Source organism: Turicibacter sp. TJ11 (assembly GCF_021497505.1).
GTDB lineage: Bacteria > Bacillota_I > Bacilli_A > MOL361 > Turicibacteraceae > Turicibacter.
In genome coordinates this window covers 948,796-970,455 of the sequence record NZ_CP069349.1, presented here as the reverse complement: position 1 = coordinate 970,455, position 21,660 = coordinate 948,796, and the positions used below count along the sequence as shown (strand labels likewise).

Here is a 21,660-nt window from a genome sequence, read left to right as displayed (position 1 = left end):
TTGAATAAAGATGCCCAATCAGTTGAGGAATTAAATGAGGAACAAACAGAAGCTTTAGAATCAACGTGCTGCCAAGAAGATGAGTGTGAAACGATTGATGAAACAGAAAGCTTAAAACAACAAATTGAAGACTTAAAAGATCAATTGTTACGTAATGCGGCTGAACTTGAAAACTTCAAACGCCGTATGAACGAAGAACGTGCTCGTGAAACGAAATATCGTTCTCAATCATTAGCTACAAATATTATTCCAGCTATTGATAACTTCGAACGCGCGTTATCATCAACAGTTGAGGATGAGAATACAAAAACATTCTTAACAGGATTTAAAATGATCCATACTCAATTAGTGGAAGCTCTAAAACAAGAAGGAGTTGAAGCGATTGAAGCAGAGGGTGTAGCCTTTGACCCAACTGTTCATCAAGCGGTAATGCAAGAAGCTGTAGAAGGTGTAGAATCAGGTATGGTTTTACAAGAATTACAAAAAGGATATAAGCTAAAAGATCGTGTCATTCGACCATCAATGGTTAAAGTTAGCGAATAAAAAATAGATCAAGGAGGATGAATCTCTATGGGTAAAATTATTGGTATCGACTTAGGAACAACAAACTCATGTGTTTCTGTTATGGAAGGTGGAGAAGCAAAAGTTATTGCTAATCCAGAAGGGTTACGTACAACACCATCTGTTGTTTCATTTAAAGGTGACGAGCGTCAAGTAGGTGACGTAGCTAAACGTCAAGCAATCACAAACCCTAACACAATCATGTCTATCAAACGTCATATGGGAACAAACCATAAAGTGACTATTGAAGGAAAAGAATATACACCACAAGAAATCTCAGCGATCATTTTACAAAACTTAAAAGCAACAGCTGAAGCTTACTTAGGTGAACCAGTAACTGAAGCAGTTATCACTGTACCAGCTTACTTTAACGATGCTGAGCGTCAAGCAACGAAAGATGCAGGGAAAATCGCAGGATTAGATGTTAAACGTATCATCAACGAACCAACTGCAGCAGCATTAGCATACGGATTAGATAAAACAGATAAAGAACAAATCATCTTAGTATACGATTTAGGTGGAGGAACATTCGACGTTTCAATCTTAGACTTAGCAGATGGAACATTCGAAGTATTAGCAACTGCCGGAGATAACCGTTTAGGTGGAGATGACTTCGACCAAGTGATCATTGATTGGTTAGTAAAAGAATTCAAAGCAGAAACGGGTGTTGATTTATCAGCAGATAAAATGGCAATGCAACGTTTAAAAGATGCAGCTGAAAAAGCGAAAAAAGACTTATCAGGTGTAACTTCAGTTCAAATTTCATTACCATTCATCTCAATGAATGCAACAGGACCATTACACTTAGAAAAAACATTATCACGTGCACAATTTGATGCAATGACAGCAACATTAGTAGAACGTACAATGGGACCAGTTCGTCAAGCATTAAAAGATGCTAAAATGACAGCTAATGACTTAGATCAAGTTTTATTAGTAGGTGGATCAACTCGTATCCCAGCTGTTCAAAATGCAATTAAAAACGAATTAGGAAAAGAACCTAACAAAGGTGTTAACCCAGACGAAGTTGTAGCAATGGGTGCTGCAATTCAAGGTGGAGTTTTACAAGGAGACGTTAAAGATATCTTATTATTAGACGTCACTCCATTATCATTAGGTATTGAAACAATGGGACAAGTAATGACAGTTTTAATCCCTCGTAATACAACAATCCCAACTTCAAAATCACAAGTCTTCTCAACAGCAGCTGACAACCAACCAGCAGTAGACATTCACGTATTACAAGGTGAACGTCCAATGGCTAGTGACAACAAAACATTAGGACGCTTCCAATTAGGAGATATCCCACCAGCACCACGTGGAATTCCTCAAATCGAAGTAACATTTGACATCGATGCAAATGGTATCGTAAATGTAAAAGCAAAAGATTTAGGAACACAAAAAGAGCAACGTATCACTATCACTTCAGGATCAGGATTAACTGACGAAGAAATCGATCGCATGGTACGTGAAGCAGAAGAAAATGCAGATGCAGATGCTAAACGTAAAGAACAAGCAGAACTTCGCAATGAAGCAGAGCAATTAATCTTTGCAGCTAAAAAATCAGTAACTGAATTAGGTGATGAAGTAACTGAAGAAGAAAAAGCAAATGTAGAAGCTGGTGTTGAAGCATTAGAAAAAGCATTAAGCGAAGGAAACGTTGAAGAGATTAAAGCGAAAAAAGAAGAACTTGAAAAAGTTGCTCAAGAGTTAGCTGTAAAAGTTTATTCAAAAGCAGCTGAAGCTGGACAAGCCGCACAAGGTGACGTTCAATCAGGTGATGATTCAGTAGTAGACGCTGAATACAAAGAAGTTTAATAGACAAGTAAAAAGTCAAAGTCTACTATGACTTTGACTTTTTTTTATGATATAGTAGGAAAGTAGAAAAAAGGAGGGTAAAAACGCATGGCAAAACGTGATTACTATGAAGTCCTTGGCGTTTCAAAAACGGCAAGTGATATTGAAATCAAACGTGCATATCGTAAATTGGCAAAACAATACCATCCCGATGTTTCAACAGAAGAAAATGCAGAAGAAAAATTCAAAGAAGTTCAAGAAGCTTATGATGTGTTAAGCGATGAACAAAAACGTGCTGCATATGATCAGTTTGGACATGCAGGAGCAGAAGGCTTTGGTGGACAAGGTGGATTCGGTGGCTTTGGTGGCTTCGGTGGAGCCGGAGGTTTTGAAGACATCGGTGACATTTTTGAAAGCATGTTTGGTGGGGGATTCGGTGGCTTTGGTGGAGGCGCTAGTCGTCGTAATCCAAATGCTCCTCAACGTGGAAATGATTTACAACAAACCATTACGATTTCATTTGAAGAAGCTGCATTTGGAACAACAAAAGAAATTTCAGTTAATCGTGAAGAAGAATGTACAAAATGTGGTGGAAGTGGGGCACGCTCTAAAGATGACGTGGAAACATGTTCACGTTGTAGCGGAAGCGGTCGTGTCACTGAAGTTCAAAATACTATTTTAGGACGCGTTCAAACACAAACGGTTTGTCCTGACTGTCATGGAGCAGGAAAACGTATTAAACATAAATGTGATGCATGTGTTGGACGTGGAACTGTTCATAAAACAAAAACAATCGAAGTTAAAGTTCCTGCAGGAATTGATGATGGACAACAAATCCGCTTAAGCGGACAAGGTGAAGCGGGACGAAATGGTGGACCAAGCGGTGACTTATATGTGGCGTTCCGTGTGTTACCACATGATTTCTTTGTTCGTGATGGATACGATCTACGTTGTGAAATTCCAATTTCATTCTCTCAAGCAGCATTAGGAGCAGAAGTTGAAGTTCCAACATTAAATGGAAAAGTAGCGTTAAAGATTCCAGAAGGAACGCAACCAGGAACAGAGTTTAGAGTTCGCAATAAAGGGGTTAAGTATATTAATCGCGAGATGACGGGTGACTTATACGTCAAAGTAAAATTAGTCGTACCTAAAAAACTTAACCATCGTCAACGAGAATTATTAAACGAATTTGATGAATTAGAAGATAAATCAGGTTCAATTTGGGATAAATTAAAAAAAGCTTTTAAATAAAGAATAAAGGTTATGAGTTTTGCTCATAACCTTTTTAATTTCTAAACGAGTTTGTTGGGATTTACCAAATTAAACAAACAGACATAATTTTATGTTTAGGCTATTTTATGTTATAATTAAAAAATGAGAAAAAGTAGGTATCAAGTCGAGCCTTGTTTATATAAGTCTGTATTCGTTTCATCATAGAAGTGAAGATGAGGTTTATGTCGCGTTAGGCTAGGCGAATTTGATAAAATTATAAATTTAAATGAGGTGACCATATGAACTGGTTAGAACTAAGTTTTCATACAACTCATGAGGCATTTGATTTAGTTAGTAATATTTTTATTGAAGCTGGTTCAAAGGGCGTACTTGTTGAGGACTCAAATACATTAACTGAAGCACATGACGATCATTTTGGTGAGATTTATCGTTTGAATCCAGATGATTATCCGGCTGAAGGTGTCATTATTAAGGGATACTTGGCTGTCACGTCAGACATTGAAAATCAACTAGAATTTGTTCGAACACAATTATTAAATTTAAAGCTTGATCATTATGACCATAATAAACTTGAAGTGACAATGCTAGATGAAGAAGATTGGGCGAATAGTTGGAAAAAACATTATACCCCAATTGAAATTACAGATAAATTAGTCATTAAACCTTGCTGGTTAGAACCGACAACTGATCCTTCGGTGGTTGAAATTTTACTAGATCCAGGAATGGCGTTTGGTTCTGGGACGCATGAAACGACTCAACTTTGTTTAGAGTTGATTGAAGAATACGTCACTTCGGATGAAGTCGTTGTCGATGTTGGGACTGGTTCAGGAATTTTAGCGATTGCTGCTTCAAAATTAGGAGCTAAATCGGTTTATGCCGTTGATTTAGATGCGATGGCTGTGATTCGTGCGAAAGAAAACATCGAAATGAATCACTGTGAGAATATTTTAGTTGAAAAAAATAACTTAATTGATGGTGTAGAGGCATTAAATGAATCACCAACCTTAATGGTAGCTAATATTTTAGCTCCGATCATTATTAATATGTTAGATGATGTGGAGCAAGTGTTACCAGTTGGAAAAACATTTATTTGTTCAGGGATTGTTGATCATGAAAAAGAAGCTGTTTTAACGGCACTAAACACACATCATTTCACAGTTGTTGAAGTAAAAGAAAAAAATGGATGGGTTGCTATTGTAGCTAACTATAATGGTCGCCACTAATTTTTATGAAGAATGAATCATTGGAGGCAATTAAATGCAGCGTTATTTTTTAAACAATACTCAATTTCAAGAGACATCTGCTGTTATTACGGGAGATGATGCCCATCATATTTCGCGTGTGATGCGTATGGAAAGTGGGGATCAAATTATTGTCTGTGATGAGGATAAAGTTTGTCATTATGCGACGATTAAGCAACTTGATGGACAAGAAGTTGAGGTTACACTAGACTCTATCATCGAAGCGCAAACGGAGCTGCCAATTGAGGTGACGATCGCACAAGGACTTCCTAAAGGGGATAAGTTTGAATGGGTCATTCAAAAGGCGACTGAATGTGGGGCGCATCAATTTATTCCATTAAATATGGAACGATCAGTAGTTAAATTGGACGCTAAAAAAGCGATGAAAAAAGTTGAGCGCTGGAATAAAATTGCTAAAGAAGCAGCTGAACAGTCACATCGTCAATGGGTACCAACGGTTACAGATGTTCAATCGTTTAAGCAGATGTTAGAACAAGCTAAACAATATGATGTTTGTCTATTTGCTTATGAAGAAACGGCCAAACAAGGACAATTAGCTCAATTAAAACAAACATTAAATGAGATGAAAGAGAAACAAAAGTTATTGGTTATCGTTGGTCCAGAAGGTGGGATTAGCGATCATGAAGAAGCACTTTTATTACAAGCGGGATTTAAACCATGTGCACTAGGGCCTCGCATCTTACGAACAGAAACAGCTCCGATTTATATTTTAAGTGCCATTTCTTACGCATTAGAATTATAAAAGACAACAAGAGTATGGAAAGGATTGATATTAATGCCGACTGTTGCATTTCATACCCTAGGGTGTAAAGTAAATCATTATGAAACAGAAGCCGTATGGGAATTATTTAAAAATGAAGGTTATGAGAAAGTAGATTTTAAAGACGTAGCAGATGTTTACATTATTAACACATGTACCGTTACGAATACAGGCGATAAGAAGAGTCGCCAAATCATTCGTCGTGCGATTCGCCGTAACCCAGAAGCTGTTATGTGTGTCATGGGATGCTATGCTCAAACGAAACCAAAGGAAATTATGGATATTGAAGGTGTTGATATCGTCATTGGAACACATGGACGTGATCAAATTCCAGCATTAGTTCAAAAATATCGTGAAGAACGTCAACCTATTTCACAAATTCAAAATGTTTTCAAAGTGGACGGATTCGAAACACTTAACGTGACACAATTTTCAGATCGTACACGTGCAACATTAAAAATTCAAGATGGATGTAATAATTTCTGTACGTACTGTATTATCCCATGGGCTCGTGGAACGGTTCGTTCACAAAAACCTGAAGTAGTGATTGAACAAGTTAAACAACTTGTTGCAAATGGTCATTGTGAAGTTGTATTAACAGGAATTCATACTGCAGCTTATGGTGAAGATTTAGAGGATTATAGCTTCGGAAAATTATTACAAGACTTAGTTGAAATCGAAGGGTTAAAACGTATTCGTATTTCATCCATTGAAGCATCAGAAATGACAGACGATGTCATTGAGGCGATGAAAAAGTCAGATAAAATTGTAAATCATTTACATATGCCAATTCAGGCAGGATCAGACGCCATTTTAAAAGGAATGAAACGTCCATATACAGTGGCTGAGTTTGAACAAAAAGTAAACGAGTTACGTGAGTTATTTGATAATTTAGCGATTACAACAGACGTTATTGTTGGATTCCCAGGTGAAACAGAAGCGTTATTTAATGAAACTTTAGAAACAATTAAACGAATTGGATTCTCTGAATTACACGTCTTCCCTTATTCGGTTCGAAATGGGACACCAGCTGCTCGTATGGAAAACCAAGTTCCTGAATTAGTGAAATCAATGCGTGTGAATCAATTGTTAGCCGTGAGCGAACAACTTGCGAAAGAATATGCAAGTTCATGTGAAGGACGCGTGTTACAAGTCATTCCTGAAGAAGTTTCACATACGAAGGAAGGCTATTTAGTTGGACATGCTAGTAACTATGTCAAAGTTGAATTTAAAGGAACACCTGATTTAATTGGAGAGGTAGTGCCGGTTAAAGTGGTCAAAGCAGACTATCCGATCTGTCAAGGGGAAATAACGAAATAATGGTAGATGAGAGGCGATGGCATGAATATTAAATTGTTATTTGATGTAGAGTTTGATTTAGAAGTCACAGGAATCGCGACAGACAACCGTCGCGTTCAACCTGGAGATTTATTTGTTTGTATTAAAGGGTACACGGTTGATGGTCATGCCTTTGCCAAGCAAGCACAAGAAGCCGGTGCGGTAGCTATTGTTTGTGAGCACCTGATCGAAGGAATTGAAATTCCACAAATTATTGTGGAAGATACTAAAGTTGAGTTACCACGCTTAGCACATTTAATCTTTAATAAACCAACTGAACAACTGCAGTTATTTGGGTTAACAGGAACGAATGGAAAAACAACAACAGCTTATATTCTTGAACATTTACTAGGCGGGTTTGAAGGACATGTTGGGTACATTGGAACGAATGGAATTCGTTATAACGACGTGTTCATCGAACCTAAAAATACAACACCTGAACCGTTAAGTTTACAACAAACGTTTCATAATATGGTAGAAGCGGGTGTTAAGAACGTCGCTATTGAGGTGTCATCGCATGCACTTGAATTACATCGCGTGGACTATTGTCGTTTTAAAGTCGCTTTATTTACCAACTTAACACCAGAGCATTTAGATTTCCATCCAACGATGGATGAATATTTTGAAGCAAAATATAAATTATTTACGATGCTGACATCAGATGGCTATGCGATTGTCAATGTAGACGATGAGTATGGCGTGCGATTAGTTGAACGAGTGAAGGCAAACCATTCACCCGTTTATACCTATGCCATTGAAGCAGAGGCTGATTTTAAAGCGATGGACGTGACAATGACAACATCAGGAACAACGTTTACGTTAAAATCACCGGTCGGAGAGTACGAAGTAAAAACGCCATTACTTGGAACGTTTAACGTTCACAATGCATTAGGAGCAATGGCTTCGGCTTATGCAGCGGGAATGCCAATGGAACAAATCGTTGATTTAATGGCTAAATTATCACCAGTTGATGGTCGTATGGAAATTATTAACGAAGGACAGGATTTCACGGTTATTGTAGACTATGCTCATACCCCAGATGGAGTAGAGAAAGTGTTAGAGTTTGTGAACGATATTAAACAAAATTCTGTTAAAGTTGTGATTGGATGTCCAGGCGATCGTGATCGTACGAAGCGTCCAGTGATTGCAAAATTATCAGTTGATTATGCAGATGATGTTATTTTCACAACGGATGATCCACATTCTGAAGATCCTGAAGATATCTTAAATGAGATGACACAAGGCATGTCAGAAAGTCATTATGAAGTGATCGTCGATCGTATTAAAGCCATTGAAGCTGCGATTAATAAAGCACAAAAAAATGATATTGTTTTAATTGCGGGTCGTGGTCATGAAAAAGTTCAATATTGGAAAAGTGGAAATATTGAATTAGATGATCGTGAGGTAGCAAAAGAAATTTTACGTAAAAAACTTCAAATTGGATAAAAAAAGTGTTCCTCAATCGAGGAACACTTTTTATTTTCTTTTTTGGCGTAATTTTTTCTTAAACTTTTTAAATTGAGGAAGTAGTTTCGTCCATGCAAAATAACCAACTGGATCAATGACATAATCAAATTCTCCAATAAATTCAGTAAACTCTCCACCGAATCCTTTTTTAAAGCGATATAATCCGTAAAGAGGATCTGATTCATCCGTTTTTCCACTGATTCCAAAGAAGTCATAAATTTCATAACCTGCTGCTTTAGCTTCAGTGAAGGCTTGCCATTGAATATAATAGTTTGGCATAAATTCACGATAGACATTGTCACTCGCTCCGTATAAATACCAAGATTTATTTCCAAAATAGGTCGCGATAATTCCTGACATCGTAATACCATCTGGGTGTTTTTGATATAATGTTTCAAGTTCAGCCTTTTGTGAAGTTAGATTATTCAGCTTATTCATTTCAGGATCGAGTTTATTTTGAAGTTTTTGACGTTTTTTCTCGTTTAATTCTTGGTTTTGAAGTTGAGTTTGTAAATTTTCGATTGAGGATTGAGTTTGTGTGAGTTCTTGCTCAATATTGGTTAACGCTTGTTTAGTATTTAATTTGGCTAGATAGAGTTTACACATTCCACTTGGGGATAATGTGTCGTACATATCTTCAAAGTATGAAAGAGGACGTGTTAAGAACCCATCACGTTCACCTGTGACACGCATAATCGCTTCAAAGGTTTTTAAGTCTTCTTTCGTTCCTTCAATGATTTCAATTCCTTTTTTCTGAGCAACCTTAATATTATAGCGTGTTTTTGATTGACAACCTTGTAATAATTCTTTTTCTGAAGGCGTTAAGTCTAAACGGAACGTATAACGTGGTTGAATACTAGAATCAAAGTCTTGGGTGAATCCTAAGTGGCGATAGCCTAACTCATTCAGCGTTTGAATTAATTCGTTATTTTCTAAAGCCCCCTCAATTTTTTCACCATCCACGTTACGGTCCACGTATTTAATGTCTGGGTCTAATTTAATAAAGATTACTTTTTTAGATTTAGCATATTGATGCATCGCTTTTGTAAAAGTTTCAAGTAGCTTTTTATCTTCAAAATCAATAATATAACCACGAGGAATATAAAGAAATGGGCGTTTAATAATAGGAAGAAAACGAATAAGGACAAGCGCACCAGCGACTAAGTTTCCATCTTGATCTTCTAATCCAACAGCATCGAATGACCAATCAGGGGATTTAGATTTGAATACACCCCATTCGTAACTTTGTAAAAAATGATTTTTTTTATGATTGGCAGCAAATTCATTAAAACGTTCTGCCGATAAATTCGTCACAAATTTCATAAAACTCCACCTTTAAGTTAATGTTTAGCACAATTATTATTATCGGTTATTATTATAACATAAAATCATTTTAATGAATTTATTTTGTTTTATTTACATCACGCTAGATTTGTTGTATAATATTACTGTTAATCGTAGCGAAGCGGAAGGAGGGTTAGTGGTGGCTAAAACTGTAGTTCGAAAAAACGAATCATTAGATGATGCATTACGTCGTTTTAAGAGAGAAGTATCTAAAGTAGGTACCCTTACTGAAGCTCGTAAACGTGAATATTACGTTAAACCGAGTATCAAACGTAAACAAAAATCTGAAGCAGCTCGTAAAACAGCTAATAAACGTAACAAATACTAATTTTAAATAGGTGATTTCAGTGGCATTACTCGATCAATTAAATGCTGATATGAAAGAGGCAATGAAAGCGAAAGAAAAAGAACGCTTATCTGTCATTCGTATGTTAAAAGCATCATTACAAAATGAATCTATTCATTTAGGTGTAGCAGAGTTAAATGAGGAGCAGGAATTAACTGTTCTGTCACGTGAAGTTAAACAACGTCGAGATTCTTTAAAAGAATTTAGAGATGCTGATCGTGAAGATTTAGCAGAAAAAATCGAGCAAGAATTAGTGTACTTAAATGCTTATTTACCAGCACAGCTTACTGAGGAAGAGATTAAACAACTTATATCTGAAACAGCTAAAATGATTAACGCAGTAAATCCATCTCATATGGGTAAGTTGATGGGTGCTATTGTTCCTAAAACAAAAGGACGTGCAGATGGTGCTCTAGTGAGTACATTAGTAAAAGCTTACTTAAACCAACAATAAAACACACATTTATGTGTGTTTTTTTTATTTTGTGCAACTTAATCATAAAAATAAAAAGATTATTAAATCTATTAGATTTAATAATCTTTTTATCTATTTCTTAACTGTTTTTTTTAATGGACCGTTCCAGTTAACTAACCCACCATCAAGTTGATAAATTTGTTCGTATCCTTTTCCATAAAGAACTAAAGCCGCACGTTTACTAACTTTTCCTTTTTCACAATATAAGTAAATAGGTAAGTCTTTACGTAATCGTCCTGGATTACGAGTTAACATCACAAATGGAATGTTACGCGCACCATTAATATGTCCTTCTTCAAATTCTTCTTTTTTGCGGAGGTCTACTAATTGTCCTTTGCGCATATTTTCAATAAATTCTTTTTCAGATAAATTTACAACAGCTTTTTTTGATTCGCGACGCATCATAATAAATAGCCCTAAAATAATCCCAATAATGATGGCGATGATAAATAAACTCCAATTCATTGTTAGAACCTCCTTCTTCTTACTATATTATATTTTACAGAATTTTTAGTTAAAAATAAAGCACTTTTATCGTTAGAGCATGAGAGAAATTAAAACAAATGTTAAAGCTTCTTTAAATATAGTGGATTTGGCTAAAAAAACGGAGGTTATCGTGGAAAAAAGGCGGCTTAGCATGGACAATTTTATTATTAATCGTTATAATTAAATACGGAAATGATTATCATACTATTAATGAGTAGTTTGTATAGTGTTCAAGGAGGATTTTTATGATTTCTACAAATGATTTTAAAACAGGAATGACGATCGACTATGATGGGAACTTATTCCAAGTAATCGAATTCCAACACGTAAAACCAGGTAAAGGACAAGCCTTTGTACGTTCTAAATTACGTAACTTACGTACAGGTGCTGTCATCGATAACACATTCAACGCAGGTGAAAAAGTTAAACGTGCTCACATCGAAAAATCAACAATGCAATTCTTATACTCAATGGGTGAAGAATATGTATTCATGAACAATGAAACATACGAACAATTAGAAATTCCAGTTGCTCAATTAGAATATGAGAAAAACTTCTTAGTAGAAGGTATGGAAGTTAAAATCAACACATTCAACAGCGAAATTTTAGGAGTTGAAGTTCCTGAAAAAGTAACATTAGAAGTTGTTGAATGTGAACCAGGAGTTAAAGGAAACACAGCATCAAATGCAACTAAGAGTGCAACAGTATCAACTGGATACTCTTTACAAGTTCCATTATTCGTTGAAGTTGGAGATAAATTAATCATCAACACAAATGATGGACGTTACGTATCTCGCGGATAATTAAGTTTAGCTCTCTGTCACACGAACTGGTAACGGTGATAAGGGACTAAAACTATTGAAACTACAACATTGAAGGCACTTTGGTAGTGAAAGCTACTGAAGTGCTTTTTTGTTGAATTTAAGCATTTACCATCCGTTTGCCATCCAATTTTGGGCTCTTTGTCAAATAGTGTTGCTGATGAATTTTTAACCTATTACAATGAGTGACTTAAATCCAAATCCTAGTGGCTAAGCTGCTAGGATTTTTACTTTGGGTTTAGTTAGGTTTTGAGTGATAAGAATTCTTGATTTAAAATGGTAGAAACTACGATAGCCAAAAGCGATTCGTTTAATGACTTTAATTTTATTGTTAATGCCTTCAATGGGACCATTGGTGTACGAAGTGGTCAGTGTGTTTTGGATATAGGATTGATACGTTTTAAACGTTTGAAAAGCAGTTTGGAATTCAGGAGAAATCAGAGGGTGTTTGGCTTGAAGTAAGTGATTGAATCGCTCTAAGTTTTTGGTTTGGAGGGTGAAAAGTAAGTCTTGATAGAGATTGTAGGTGGCTTTTAACTCAGGAGATAAATCAAGTAAAAAGTTTAGGATATCAATTTCTCGCATCGGTTGTTTGAAACAGTAAACGGAGCGATAAGTGGTGGTATTAATTAACGTGTGGGACTTTAAGAATAAGCGCCAGTAACGTTTGAATTTACGACTGTGTTTTTTAAATTTTTTCATGAATCGAATTCGAGTTTTGTTCAGTGCACGAGAGAGATGTTGAACAAGATGGAATTTATCAATCACAATTTTGGCATGAGGAAACAGCTCCTTAATTAAACTGATATAAGGGGCATACATATCAATGACAATATGTTTAACGCGAGAACGTGCTTCTTGGGTATAGCGTTTAAAATACGTTTGAAGGGAGCTTAGCCGACGATCTTCAATGATATCGATGATTTGTTTCGTATCAGCGTCACAAAAAATGAAGGACATATGCCCCTGGGCAGATTTAACCGATTTAAATTCATCAAAACAAAGATTTTCAGGAAGGGAATTAAAATTTAATGATTGAGATTCATAGAAGCTATGAATGATCCGATTGACAGTGGAATGAGACACTTGATGACGACAAGCGATATCAGACTCCGAGATTTTATTTTGTGCTTCTAACGCAATGGCATGTTTGGTGTTGTAAGAAATGAAGCAGTTCTTTTCAACAATCGATGTTTTTAGAGTGAACGTCGACTGACAATGCCCACAGTAGTAACGTTGTTTCTTTAAATCTAAATAAGTATCATGGAGTGAAACTTTAGGAATGACAATTCGAGACGTTTTGAACCCATGCTTTTTAAATTTAGAATCAAAGAGAGTTCCGCACCGCTCACAATGAGTCGGTTGATAAGATAAAATGCCTTTAAAAACAAAGCGAGTGACACCCTCAATTTTAACTTCTTCCAAATAATCTTCCTCAAATGTGATCTGTTTGTCTTTAATATTTAAGAGTTTTCTAGTAAAATATGAGTGAGACATCCAATCCATCCTTTCAATATTGTTTTAGCCGATAACATTGTAACAGGACGGAGACGGGATGTCTCTTTTTTTATGCCATGAAAAAAGGTGTTGCTTCATCAGCAACACCAAATATTATAGAACCATTTTTTGATGATAGGAAAGCTAGTTGAATTTATGATCAGACTTTCTAATTGTATCAGTGATTAGTTATGTTACTGGGCAAATCATCGCTTCATTAACTCTAAAGTCATTGGAACAGTGAAGCGGAAAGAAGTCTGATCATTGCAGAGGAAAACGGATTTGGTAAATTCAAATCAGATGTAGGCTATTAGTATGAATTTAAAATACGTGAAAAAAAGTATTAAGCGTGAGAATGATAATGATATTTCATTAGGTAAACTAGCAACTAAATAAAAACAGGATACCAATTCTAGTATCCTGCTTCGCAATCTATTCAAATGGTTCACTAAAACTTTCTAAAGTCTATTATTTTTCAAGTTTTGTTAATGTCACTTGATCCTTGTCTGTTATAGGTCGTAACACACGACAAGGATTTCCTACTGCAATAGTATTAGATGGAATATCTCTTGTTACGACACTACCTGCACCTATTACACATCCATCTCCTAGAGTTACCCCATCACAAATAGTGGAATTTGCCCCAATCCATACATTATCTCCTATCGTAATTGGCTTAGAAGTTAATATCCCTTCTTTACGTTGTTCAGAGATTATCGGATGCCCAGCACAAGCAATACATACTCCTGGTGCAATAAAAACATTTTCCCCAATATGAACGGGGGAAGTATCTAAAATAACGCAGTTATAATTGATGATGGTTAAGCCCTTCATATGGATGTTAAAACCATAATCACATTTAAACGAAGGTTCAATAAATACTAATGGATGATAAGTTCCAAGTAATTCTTTCAATATTATGCTACGTTCTGATGAAGCATCAGGTCTCGTTTGGTTGTACTCCCAACAAAGAGTTTTGGCTTTATTTTGTAATTCTGTTGGCATATCCATATGATTTACGTTATATCTGATATTTTGTTGCATTAATTCTAATATGTTCATATATTCTCCTTATAAAATTTATATTTATAATTATTCTGAATATTTAGATCTAATATTATTCTTAATTGGCATGATAATACAATTTTTCTTTTATAATTTTAAGGCTACCGCTCTCTTTTTTAGTTAATTTAAAAATTAGACACTTATCTAAATATTTAGGTTATAAATAGGAGATGTGAAGGCTAAGAATAAAACTCGTCTTAATAAAAACATGTTCACCAAAAAAGAATTAAAAGACACATCGGAAGATAGTAACGATGTTTCATATAATATAATTAAGTTTGTAGTGGATCGCATGAAATTGAAAAAAGGGGGAGAATGAGTTTGAATATTTTTTTGGTACTATTTTTTCTAGTTGCTTTTATTATGTTTTTGATTAAGGGATATAAACAGAGAAATAATTTATATCAATTGATAGCTTTGAATTCATTTGTAGCTATGACGATTCAATTGAAAGAAGTTTTACCGACAACTTGGAATAACTCCATTAACATATTTAGAATTTTTGTCGGTTTACTGCTGATCAGTATCGTTTTTTATCATGATTTTAAGTATCGTGAATAAAATAAATAGATAAAAATGAATAAAGGTATTAGGCAAGAAGTTAGATGTTAAAAAATAATTTAGAATTAACAAAAGCATCCCGCTACCAGTTGTGATCTAACTTCATCCTGTCTAATAACAGCAACGGATAGGCGAATGGTGTTTACACATCATTCGCTTTTTCCGATTAAAAAATCCTTATCTTAGTGGAGTTTCTTTAGAAATAAAAAAAAGCCATAAGCGTTGTATGGGGGATACAACCATTAGAGCTTCATTAAAAGTATATAATTATAAGGAGAGAAAAAGTAAGAAAAGATTTCGGAGAGAGTATTTCATAAATACTAGGGGAATTACATCTATGTTATGGAATGAATTTCTGATTTTATTCAACTGATTAAAAATTAACTCAAATTTTTATTGAGTCTATCGTTAGTTTATATTATCTAATTACAAGATTTGAATAAAAAAAGTCCTAGTGATTGTATGGGGGATAGCAACCAGTAGGACTTTTTTAAAAAATTATATAATTATAAGGAGAGAAGAAAGTAAAAAAGATTTTAAAGGAGGTTGTAAAATAAAGTGTGTAAACTCTTAGAACTGTTACCATAATAAGTTAACTATTTTCGAAGGAGTTTATTGTTATGACAAGAAAAGCTGCAATGAATCAATTATTTAATCTTATTCAAGATGAATACGAAATTAAATCAGCAGGGGATATCGAAGCTGCTCTATTAGACATGTTTGGAAGTTTTATCGAAAAAGCATTAGAGGCTGAATTAGACCAACATCTTGGATACAGCCGTTACGATTTTCGAAACAAAGCCACTTCAAATACAAGAAATGGACGGAAACCTAAAACCGTTCAGACTCGACTCGGAGAAACAACCATCCAAGCTCCACGAGATCGAGAAGGTTCATTTGAGCCTCAAATCATTCCTAAGCGTCAAACGAATGTTATTGGAATTGAGGATAAAATTTTAGCGCTTTATGCGAAAGGCTTATCAACACGCGATATTTCTAAAGCTTTAGAAGAGATTTATGGCTTTGAAGCGTCACATGAAACGATTTCCAATGTTACGGATAAAATCATTCCGTTAATTCAAGATTGGCAAAAACGTCCCTTAGAAGCTGTCTATCCGATCATTTATTTAGATGCTCTTCATGTCAAAGTAAAGGACGGAGTAGGAGCCTCAACTAAAGCTGTTTATTGTATCATAGGCGTCTCTTTAGATGGTCGTAAAGACGTTTTAAGTCTCTCGATCGGAGAATCAGAAAGTGCCTCTTATTGGATGAGTTTATTAGATGAATTAAAGGCTCGTGGTGTGCAAGATATTTGTATCGCTTGTGTCGATGGTTTAAGTGGTTTTAAACAAGCCATTCAAGCTGTTTTTCCTCATGCGCTCGTTCAACGTTGCTTAGTTCATTTAATCCGACAATCAACCCAATTCGTTTCCTATCAAGATAGAAAATCATTCTGTTATGATTTAAAACAAATCTATCAAGCCATCAATCGGCAAGCTGCAGAACAAGCCTTTGAGACCTTTAAGGATAAATGGAATCCTAAGGTGCCTTTAGCCGTTAGAGTGTGGGAAAATAACATCGAAGAGATTTATCAACTGTTTCATTTCCCTCAAGAAATACGAAAAATGATCTACACCACAAACTCTATTGAAAGCTACAATAGTCAATTAAGAAAAGTTCTAAAAGGTAAAGGAGCTTTCCCAAATGAAATTTCTGTGATGAAATTAATCTATCTTCAAACCATGGGTCCCCTGGCAGAGAACGAAGTGAACAATCCTCCACTGCTAGGGAATGAAAGTCACGAAGAAATGGCAACGTCAACTTTCAAACTGGAGTCAAATATTAAATCAATTATTAATCTTATATCCCGATCGTTTAACACCCTTTATATAATTTTAAAAAATTAGTTTACACACTTAACTTGACAAGGTCTTTTAAAGAGAGTTATATAAGTACTAGGGGGAGTAGTACATTCATGTTATGGGAATAAATATTTAAATTTATTCAAGTTAACTAAAAATGATTGCTTTTTATTAATCAGGCAACCTTATGACTATGTTGGCTTATGATCATTCTTTATAACTCACAACAGAAAAAGAAGTAAATAGGATTCTGAGAAAAATGTATGATGTCTTGAGTTTGCTAATATGATGATTTATGATAAGAAGAGGGAGGAAGAGAAAAAGTGATTGATTTAAAAGGAAAATAGGGAAAACCAAACGATACGATTTTTAATGATAAATAATTTTTATTCATTTAGGGGGAGATGAGAGAATGGCGTTAATCAACGAAAAGTTTAAACTAAAAAATATTGAATTGTCTTCTAGACTTGTTATGCCACCCATGGCTACGTCAAAATCAGTGGATGGCGAAGTCAATCAAGAACTTTGTGATTATTACAATGAAAAATCAGCTGGAAATTATATAGGTCTTATTATTACGGAGCATAGTTACATCAGCCCTGAAGGAAAAGCTAGCATGGGGCAAGTCTCTATTGCAAAAGATAGCGATATTGAAGGATTAAAAAAATTAGTTTCAACCATTCATCAAAACGGAACTAAAGTCATGGCACAACTGAATCATGCTGGTAGTTGTGCGAAATATAGCGTCACGGGTCATGAAGCTCTAAGTGCTAGTCATGTCAAAAATCCTAGCCGTTTAGCGAGTGAATCCGAACTTCCTAAAGAAATGAATGAGGAGGATATTAAAAAATTAATTAATGACTTTACTCATGCTGCTATTCGTGCGAAAGAAGCGGGATTTGATGGCGTTGAAATTCACTCGGCTCATGGCTATCTACTAAATCAATTTTACTCTCCACTCACTAATCAAAGAACGGATTGATATAGTGGAAATACGTTATTAGGAAGAATACAATTACATCTAGACATCATCAAAGAAGTCCGTCAAGCGGTTGGAGAGGACTATTTAATAGGGTTAAGACTCGGTGCTTGTGATTATACAGAAGGGGGATCAACTGTGAAAGATAGCGTATTAGCCGCTATTGAGTTTGAAAAAGCAGGCATCGATTTACTAGATATATCGGGTGGATTATGTGGGTATCGAAATCCAACGAATGAAGAACAAGGATATTTTAGTGAGATAACAGAGGCTATCAAGCAAAATATTTCTATTCCTGTCATTTTAACGGGTGGAATTAAAGATATTCATGTCGCTGAGAAGCTGATTGAAGAAAATAAAGCAGACTTAATTGGAGTCGGGCGAGCCATTTTAAAGGACTCTAATTGGGCTAAAGATGCATTAAACTCACTGTAAAAAAGAGCACTAGAAATAGCAAAAAGGCGAACGATACTGAGTTATCGTTCGCCTTTTATTATAGGGAATTATAGATCTTTTTTGTTTAATAGCCAAAAATCAAATGATAGTTTGGAGTGGAAGTCGATCGTTCAGGATTGGTAGCAGGTTACATCGGACAGACAGCTCTTAAAGTGACAGAAGTTGTTGAGAAATCATTAGGTGGTATTCTTTTTATTGATGAGGCCTACTCACTAACGGTCAATAAATCGGATAATGATTTTGGATTTGAAGCGGTTGACACGCTTTTAAAAGCGATGGAAGATCACCGAGATGATTTCATTTTTATTGTAGCAGGATATCCTGAACCGATGGATGAATTTTAAAATTCAAATCCAGGATTACGTTCACGATTTAATAAACATATTAATTTTTCAGATTATACTTCAGAGGAATTAGTTTCTATCTTTGAAGGAATGTGTCGTCATGCGGGATATAGCGTGAGTGAGGATTGTACGACTTACGTTAGAGACTATTTTTAAAAACGTTGTTTAGCGCGAAATATCAATTTTGCGAATGGGCGAGAGGTAAGGAATTTCTTTGAAAAGGCGATGATGAATCAAGCTAATAGACTTTCGATGACTCAAAATATTACGGATCAAAAATTGATTGAACTAATCGGACTTTAGATCGAGAAATGATTTTTTGTTAACTAAAATTACCATGAATGAAGATGACACCTTTTATGCAATCGTTTTTGAAATGAAAAAAGCCCTAATGATCACAGGGGGAGTGCGATCATTAGGACTTGATTATAAGGAGAGAGAAAAATTAAAAAGATTTCAAAGAGAGTTATACATAAATACTAGGGGGAGTAGTACATCAATGTTATGGGAATAACTCTCTCAAATTATTCAAGTTCTCAGAAAAAAATTCATTTTTTGAAAATTAATAACTAATGACAGCACCAAGAAAAGATAAATAGCGTAACGTAGCATTTCTCTTTTCTAAAAAATATTTGTTTATTGATAATTACTAAGCAACATTTCTCTCATTTTCTTACCTTACGTCAATTGGAGATTTGGTTGCTTAGTTTTTTATTTATATCGGCAAATAATAAATCAGCAAGACATCCCGCTACTAGATTGTTGTCGTTTGTTGTATAATGAATAGGAGATAAGATTAAATTTTTACTAGTTATAAAAGGAGTTTAGTATGAAAATTAATTATCATAAATTAATGTTAGATGAAATTGAAAGAATGACAAGCGAAGAGAAACGCCCGAAGCTGTTATTACATAGTTGCTGTGCACCGTGTAGTTCATTTGTCATTGAGTATTTATCGACTTATTTTGAAATGGAGGTTTATTTCTTTAATCCAAATATTCACCCTAAGAAGGAGTATCTTCGTCGATTAGATGAACAAATCCGTATGGTTGAGGAGATGGGATTAAATTATCAAGTCATTGGTCCTGAGCATCAAAGTGAGTTGTTTTATGAAGCGGTTAAAGGCTGTGAGCGTTTAGGAGAAGGTAGTGAACGCTGCGTGAGATGTTTTGACCTTCGCTTAGAAAAAGCCGCTGAGTATGCAGCAGCACATGGGTTTGAATACTTTACAACCAGTTTAACGATTAGTCCGATGAAAAATGCAGCCAAGTTAAATGAGTTAGGAGAAGCAGCGGGACTAAAATATGGGGTGAAGTTTTTAAATTCAGACTTTAAAAAGAATAATGGGTATAAACGTTCGATTGAGTTATCGAAACAATATGATCTTTATCGTCAACATTATTGCGGATGTGCCTTCTCAATTAAAGAACAACAAGAACGAGAAGCTAGAAAACGTGAACAATTAAGTTCGGGAGAGTAAGTTAAAAATTCTCTCAAAGGAATATAAAATCTATTGAATATAACTATCAAAAAAGTGGACATGTCAGCCATGTCCACTTTTTATATTAACAGAAGCTCGAGCTTTATTTTTTTCGATCTTTATTTGATGAATGAAAAAAATCGTTCCATGCTTTTGCTCGCATCAATACGACAGCTACTAGTAATACAAGAAGGCCGATTAACCAAAGATAGCCTACATCCACCGATATTCCCCCTAAAAACTAATGATAATTATAATTTAACATAAATTTCAATTTCATACTATCTAAAAATCTGGATTCCACGGTACAAAAAACATAATCAAAATACTTTTTTATCTAAGTCACACCACTCATTTCAAAGAAAATATCATCTTCTTGTGAGTGGGTTAACGACATTGAATTTCTAACGTTATAACAACTTCTAATATGAAATGAAACCAATTAATCATGTCTTAGTTATTCAGTGAAATCATCTGATTGCTTAATCATTGAGCGAATATCAGAAGTGAGTTGATTTTATATAATTAGGGATAGAAAAAATAAATGTATAAAGGTTCATAAAAAAAACATAAGATGTTAGTATGGATTTAAAGTTAATTTATGATGACTTTTATTTAATCTAAAAAGGGGGATATCATTTTGGATATTTTTTATGCTTTTTTATTAACGCTCATTGCGGGATTATGTACCGGTATCGGGAGCTGTATTGCTTTTTTTACTAAACATACTAATCGAAAGTTTCTTTCAATCAGCTTAGGATTTTCTGCGGGTGTGATGATTTATGTATCGATGATCGAAATTTTTGTTAAAGCTCAAAACTCGTTAGTAGCAGAGTTAGGAGAACGATTAGGTAGCTGGGTAACGGTGATTGCTTTTTTTGGAGGAATGCTTTTAATTGCCATCATTGATAAATTAGTGCCCTCTGAAAAAAATCCGCACGAACCTAAAGTATTAGAAGGTAGTGTAGCTGATAAAAACACAAAATTAATGCGTATGGGCATTTTTACAGCAGTGGCGATCTCAATTCATAACTTTCCAGAAGGTTTAGCAACGTTTGTTTCTGCTTTAGATGACACAAGTATTGCGATTCCAATTGTCGTTGCCATTGCCCTTCATAATATTCCAGAAGGTATTGCGGTCTCGGTTCCTATTTATCAAGCTACGGGGTCAAAAACTAAGGCATTTAAGTACTCGTTTTTATCAGGACTATCTGAACCAGTCGGTGCATTAGTGGGATGGTTAATTCTGATGCCCATTATGAGTGAGGTGGTGTTTGGCATTATTTTTGCTAGTGTTGCTGGAATTATGGTATTCATTTCATTTGATGAATTGCTGCCTGCGGCAAGAGAATATGGTGAGCATCATCTTTCCATTTATGGGTTGATTGGTGGAATGATTATGATGGCGATCAGTTTATTAGCCTTTATTTAACTGTCATCTGAAGGTAAAGTTCATCTTCGATAAGTAATCATCTGATTAGAAAGATGTTAATCAAAAACTTGTTATTCATTAAAAGAATGTATTC

General features: G+C 35.0%; 19 protein-coding genes and 1 pseudogene. 16 read left to right on the top strand and 4 right to left on the bottom strand.

Annotated elements, in window-relative coordinates; genetic code table 11:
* From grpE to JRC48_RS04510, 7 genes are all read left to right on the top strand, one after another.
* Nucleotides 1-543, top strand: coding sequence for a nucleotide exchange factor GrpE (gene grpE, locus JRC48_RS04540; RefSeq protein WP_235070676.1), 543 nt, complete (start codon nucleotides 1-3; stop codon nucleotides 541-543).
* 27 nt (nucleotides 544-570) lie between these two features.
* A complete protein-coding gene (dnaK, locus tag JRC48_RS04535) occupies nucleotides 571-2,379 on the top strand; it encodes a molecular chaperone DnaK (protein ID WP_235070675.1) in 1,809 nt (602 codons plus the stop codon).
* Between the two features lie 87 nt (nucleotides 2,380-2,466).
* Nucleotides 2,467-3,609 carry a molecular chaperone DnaJ gene (dnaJ, locus tag JRC48_RS04530; protein ID WP_235070674.1) on the top strand — a complete coding sequence of 381 codons (1,143 nt, stop codon included), beginning with the start codon at nucleotides 2,467-2,469 and terminating at the stop codon, nucleotides 3,607-3,609.
* Nucleotides 3,610-3,869: 260 nt separating this feature from the next.
* Nucleotides 3,870-4,814, top strand: a complete 945-nt coding sequence (gene prmA / locus JRC48_RS04525) for a 50S ribosomal protein L11 methyltransferase (RefSeq protein WP_235070673.1) — start codon at nucleotides 3,870-3,872, stop codon at nucleotides 4,812-4,814.
* 34 nt (nucleotides 4,815-4,848) lie between these two features.
* Nucleotides 4,849-5,595 (top strand): 16S rRNA (uracil(1498)-N(3))-methyltransferase, encoded by a 747-nt coding sequence (locus JRC48_RS04520; RefSeq protein ID WP_235070672.1) that lies wholly within the window; start codon nucleotides 4,849-4,851, stop codon nucleotides 5,593-5,595.
* 33 nt (nucleotides 5,596-5,628) lie between these two features.
* Nucleotides 5,629-6,933, top strand: a complete 1,305-nt coding sequence (gene mtaB / locus JRC48_RS04515) for a tRNA (N(6)-L-threonylcarbamoyladenosine(37)-C(2))-methylthiotransferase MtaB (RefSeq protein WP_235070671.1) — start codon at nucleotides 5,629-5,631, stop codon at nucleotides 6,931-6,933.
* A gap of 21 nt (nucleotides 6,934-6,954) precedes the next feature.
* The gene (locus JRC48_RS04510; RefSeq protein ID WP_235070670.1) at nucleotides 6,955-8,397 is read left to right on the top strand and encodes a UDP-N-acetylmuramoyl-L-alanyl-D-glutamate--2,6-diaminopimelate ligase; all 1,443 of its coding nucleotides are present in this window, start codon (nucleotides 6,955-6,957) and stop codon (nucleotides 8,395-8,397) included.
* Between the two features lie 30 nt (nucleotides 8,398-8,427).
* Here JRC48_RS04510 and JRC48_RS04505 read toward each other — a convergent pair whose 3' ends face one another.
* Nucleotides 8,428-9,741, bottom strand: coding sequence for a peptidoglycan bridge formation glycyltransferase FemA/FemB family protein (locus JRC48_RS04505; protein ID WP_235070669.1), 1,314 nt, complete (start codon nucleotides 9,739-9,741; stop codon nucleotides 8,428-8,430).
* Between the two features lie 160 nt (nucleotides 9,742-9,901).
* Here JRC48_RS04505 and rpsU point away from each other — a divergent pair, with 160 nt between their 5' ends.
* Nucleotides 9,902-10,090: a 30S ribosomal protein S21 gene (gene rpsU / locus JRC48_RS04500; protein ID WP_161831894.1), complete on the top strand. Its 189-nt coding sequence runs from the start codon at nucleotides 9,902-9,904 to the stop codon at nucleotides 10,088-10,090.
* A 19-nt stretch (nucleotides 10,091-10,109) separates the two neighbouring features.
* Nucleotides 10,110-10,562: a GatB/YqeY domain-containing protein gene (locus JRC48_RS04495; RefSeq protein ID WP_235070668.1), complete on the top strand. Its 453-nt coding sequence runs from the start codon at nucleotides 10,110-10,112 to the stop codon at nucleotides 10,560-10,562.
* 93 nt (nucleotides 10,563-10,655) lie between these two features.
* Here the strand turns inward: JRC48_RS04495 and JRC48_RS04490 are convergent, their stop codons facing one another.
* Complete coding sequence (locus JRC48_RS04490) at nucleotides 10,656-11,048, bottom strand: rhodanese-like domain-containing protein (RefSeq protein ID WP_235070667.1); 393 nt, start codon at nucleotides 11,046-11,048, stop codon at nucleotides 10,656-10,658.
* A 266-nt stretch (nucleotides 11,049-11,314) separates the two neighbouring features.
* On the opposite strand from JRC48_RS04490, the gene efp reads away from it, so the two are divergent.
* On the top strand, nucleotides 11,315-11,872 hold the full coding sequence (gene efp, locus JRC48_RS04485) for an elongation factor P (RefSeq protein ID WP_235070666.1): 558 nt from the start codon (nucleotides 11,315-11,317) through the stop codon (nucleotides 11,870-11,872).
* 228 nt (nucleotides 11,873-12,100) lie between these two features.
* Here the strand turns inward: efp and JRC48_RS04480 are convergent, their stop codons facing one another.
* Nucleotides 12,101-13,387, bottom strand: a complete 1,287-nt coding sequence (locus JRC48_RS04480) for an ISL3 family transposase (protein ID WP_235070665.1) — start codon at nucleotides 13,385-13,387, stop codon at nucleotides 12,101-12,103.
* A 468-nt stretch (nucleotides 13,388-13,855) separates the two neighbouring features.
* Complete coding sequence (locus tag JRC48_RS04475) at nucleotides 13,856-14,449, bottom strand: sugar O-acetyltransferase (RefSeq protein ID WP_235070664.1); 594 nt, start codon at nucleotides 14,447-14,449, stop codon at nucleotides 13,856-13,858.
* 1,184 nt (nucleotides 14,450-15,633) lie between these two features.
* Here JRC48_RS04475 and JRC48_RS04470 point away from each other — a divergent pair.
* From JRC48_RS04470 to zupT, 6 genes and pseudogenes are all read left to right on the top strand, one after another.
* Complete coding sequence (locus tag JRC48_RS04470) at nucleotides 15,634-16,920, top strand: IS256 family transposase (protein WP_235069580.1); 1,287 nt, start codon at nucleotides 15,634-15,636, stop codon at nucleotides 16,918-16,920.
* A 367-nt stretch (nucleotides 16,921-17,287) separates the two neighbouring features.
* A pseudogene (locus tag JRC48_RS04465) lies at nucleotides 17,288-18,289 on the top strand (NADH:flavin oxidoreductase).
* A gap of 116 nt (nucleotides 18,290-18,405) precedes the next feature.
* Nucleotides 18,406-18,654, top strand: coding sequence for an AAA family ATPase (locus JRC48_RS04460; protein ID WP_235070663.1), 249 nt, complete (start codon nucleotides 18,406-18,408; stop codon nucleotides 18,652-18,654).
* 225 nt (nucleotides 18,655-18,879) lie between these two features.
* Nucleotides 18,880-18,957 carry a hypothetical protein gene (locus JRC48_RS12760; RefSeq protein WP_370630396.1) on the top strand — a complete coding sequence of 26 codons (78 nt, stop codon included), beginning with the start codon at nucleotides 18,880-18,882 and terminating at the stop codon, nucleotides 18,955-18,957.
* A 526-nt stretch (nucleotides 18,958-19,483) separates the two neighbouring features.
* Entirely contained in the window at nucleotides 19,484-20,134 is a 651-nt protein-coding gene (locus JRC48_RS04455; protein ID WP_235070662.1) for an epoxyqueuosine reductase QueH, read from the top strand.
* A 640-nt stretch (nucleotides 20,135-20,774) separates the two neighbouring features.
* On the top strand, nucleotides 20,775-21,566 hold the full coding sequence (zupT, locus tag JRC48_RS04450; protein WP_235070661.1) for a zinc transporter ZupT: 792 nt from the start codon (nucleotides 20,775-20,777) through the stop codon (nucleotides 21,564-21,566).
* The last annotated feature ends 94 nt before the right edge of the window (nucleotides 21,567-21,660 follow it).

Excerpts from the sequence above, each read along its gene's own strand:
- dnaK (WP_235070675.1), top strand. The coding sequence starts at position 571 with ATGGGTAAAATTATTGGTATCGACTTAGGAACAACAAACTCATGTGTT.
- dnaJ (WP_235070674.1), top strand. The coding sequence starts at position 2,467 with ATGGCAAAACGTGATTACTATGAAGTCCTTGGCGTTTCAAAAACGGCA.
- prmA (WP_235070673.1), top strand. The coding sequence starts at position 3,870 with ATGAACTGGTTAGAACTAAGTTTTCATACAACTCATGAGGCATTTGAT.
- JRC48_RS04520 (WP_235070672.1), top strand. The coding sequence starts at position 4,849 with ATGCAGCGTTATTTTTTAAACAATACTCAATTTCAAGAGACATCTGCT.
- mtaB (WP_235070671.1), top strand. The coding sequence starts at position 5,629 with ATGCCGACTGTTGCATTTCATACCCTAGGGTGTAAAGTAAATCATTAT.
- JRC48_RS04510 (WP_235070670.1), top strand. The coding sequence starts at position 6,955 with ATGAATATTAAATTGTTATTTGATGTAGAGTTTGATTTAGAAGTCACA.
- JRC48_RS04505 (WP_235070669.1), bottom strand. The coding sequence starts at position 9,741 with ATGAAATTTGTGACGAATTTATCGGCAGAACGTTTTAATGAATTTGCT.
- JRC48_RS04490 (WP_235070667.1), bottom strand. The coding sequence starts at position 11,048 with ATGAATTGGAGTTTATTTATCATCGCCATCATTATTGGGATTATTTTA.
- efp (WP_235070666.1), top strand. The coding sequence starts at position 11,315 with ATGATTTCTACAAATGATTTTAAAACAGGAATGACGATCGACTATGAT.
- JRC48_RS04480 (WP_235070665.1), bottom strand. The coding sequence starts at position 13,387 with ATGTCTCACTCATATTTTACTAGAAAACTCTTAAATATTAAAGACAAA.
- JRC48_RS04475 (WP_235070664.1), bottom strand. The coding sequence starts at position 14,449 with ATGAACATATTAGAATTAATGCAACAAAATATCAGATATAACGTAAAT.
- JRC48_RS04470 (WP_235069580.1), top strand. The coding sequence starts at position 15,634 with ATGACAAGAAAAGCTGCAATGAATCAATTATTTAATCTTATTCAAGAT.
- JRC48_RS12760 (WP_370630396.1), top strand. The coding sequence starts at position 18,880 with ATGATGAATCAAGCTAATAGACTTTCGATGACTCAAAATATTACGGAT.
- JRC48_RS04455 (WP_235070662.1), top strand. The coding sequence starts at position 19,484 with ATGAAAATTAATTATCATAAATTAATGTTAGATGAAATTGAAAGAATG.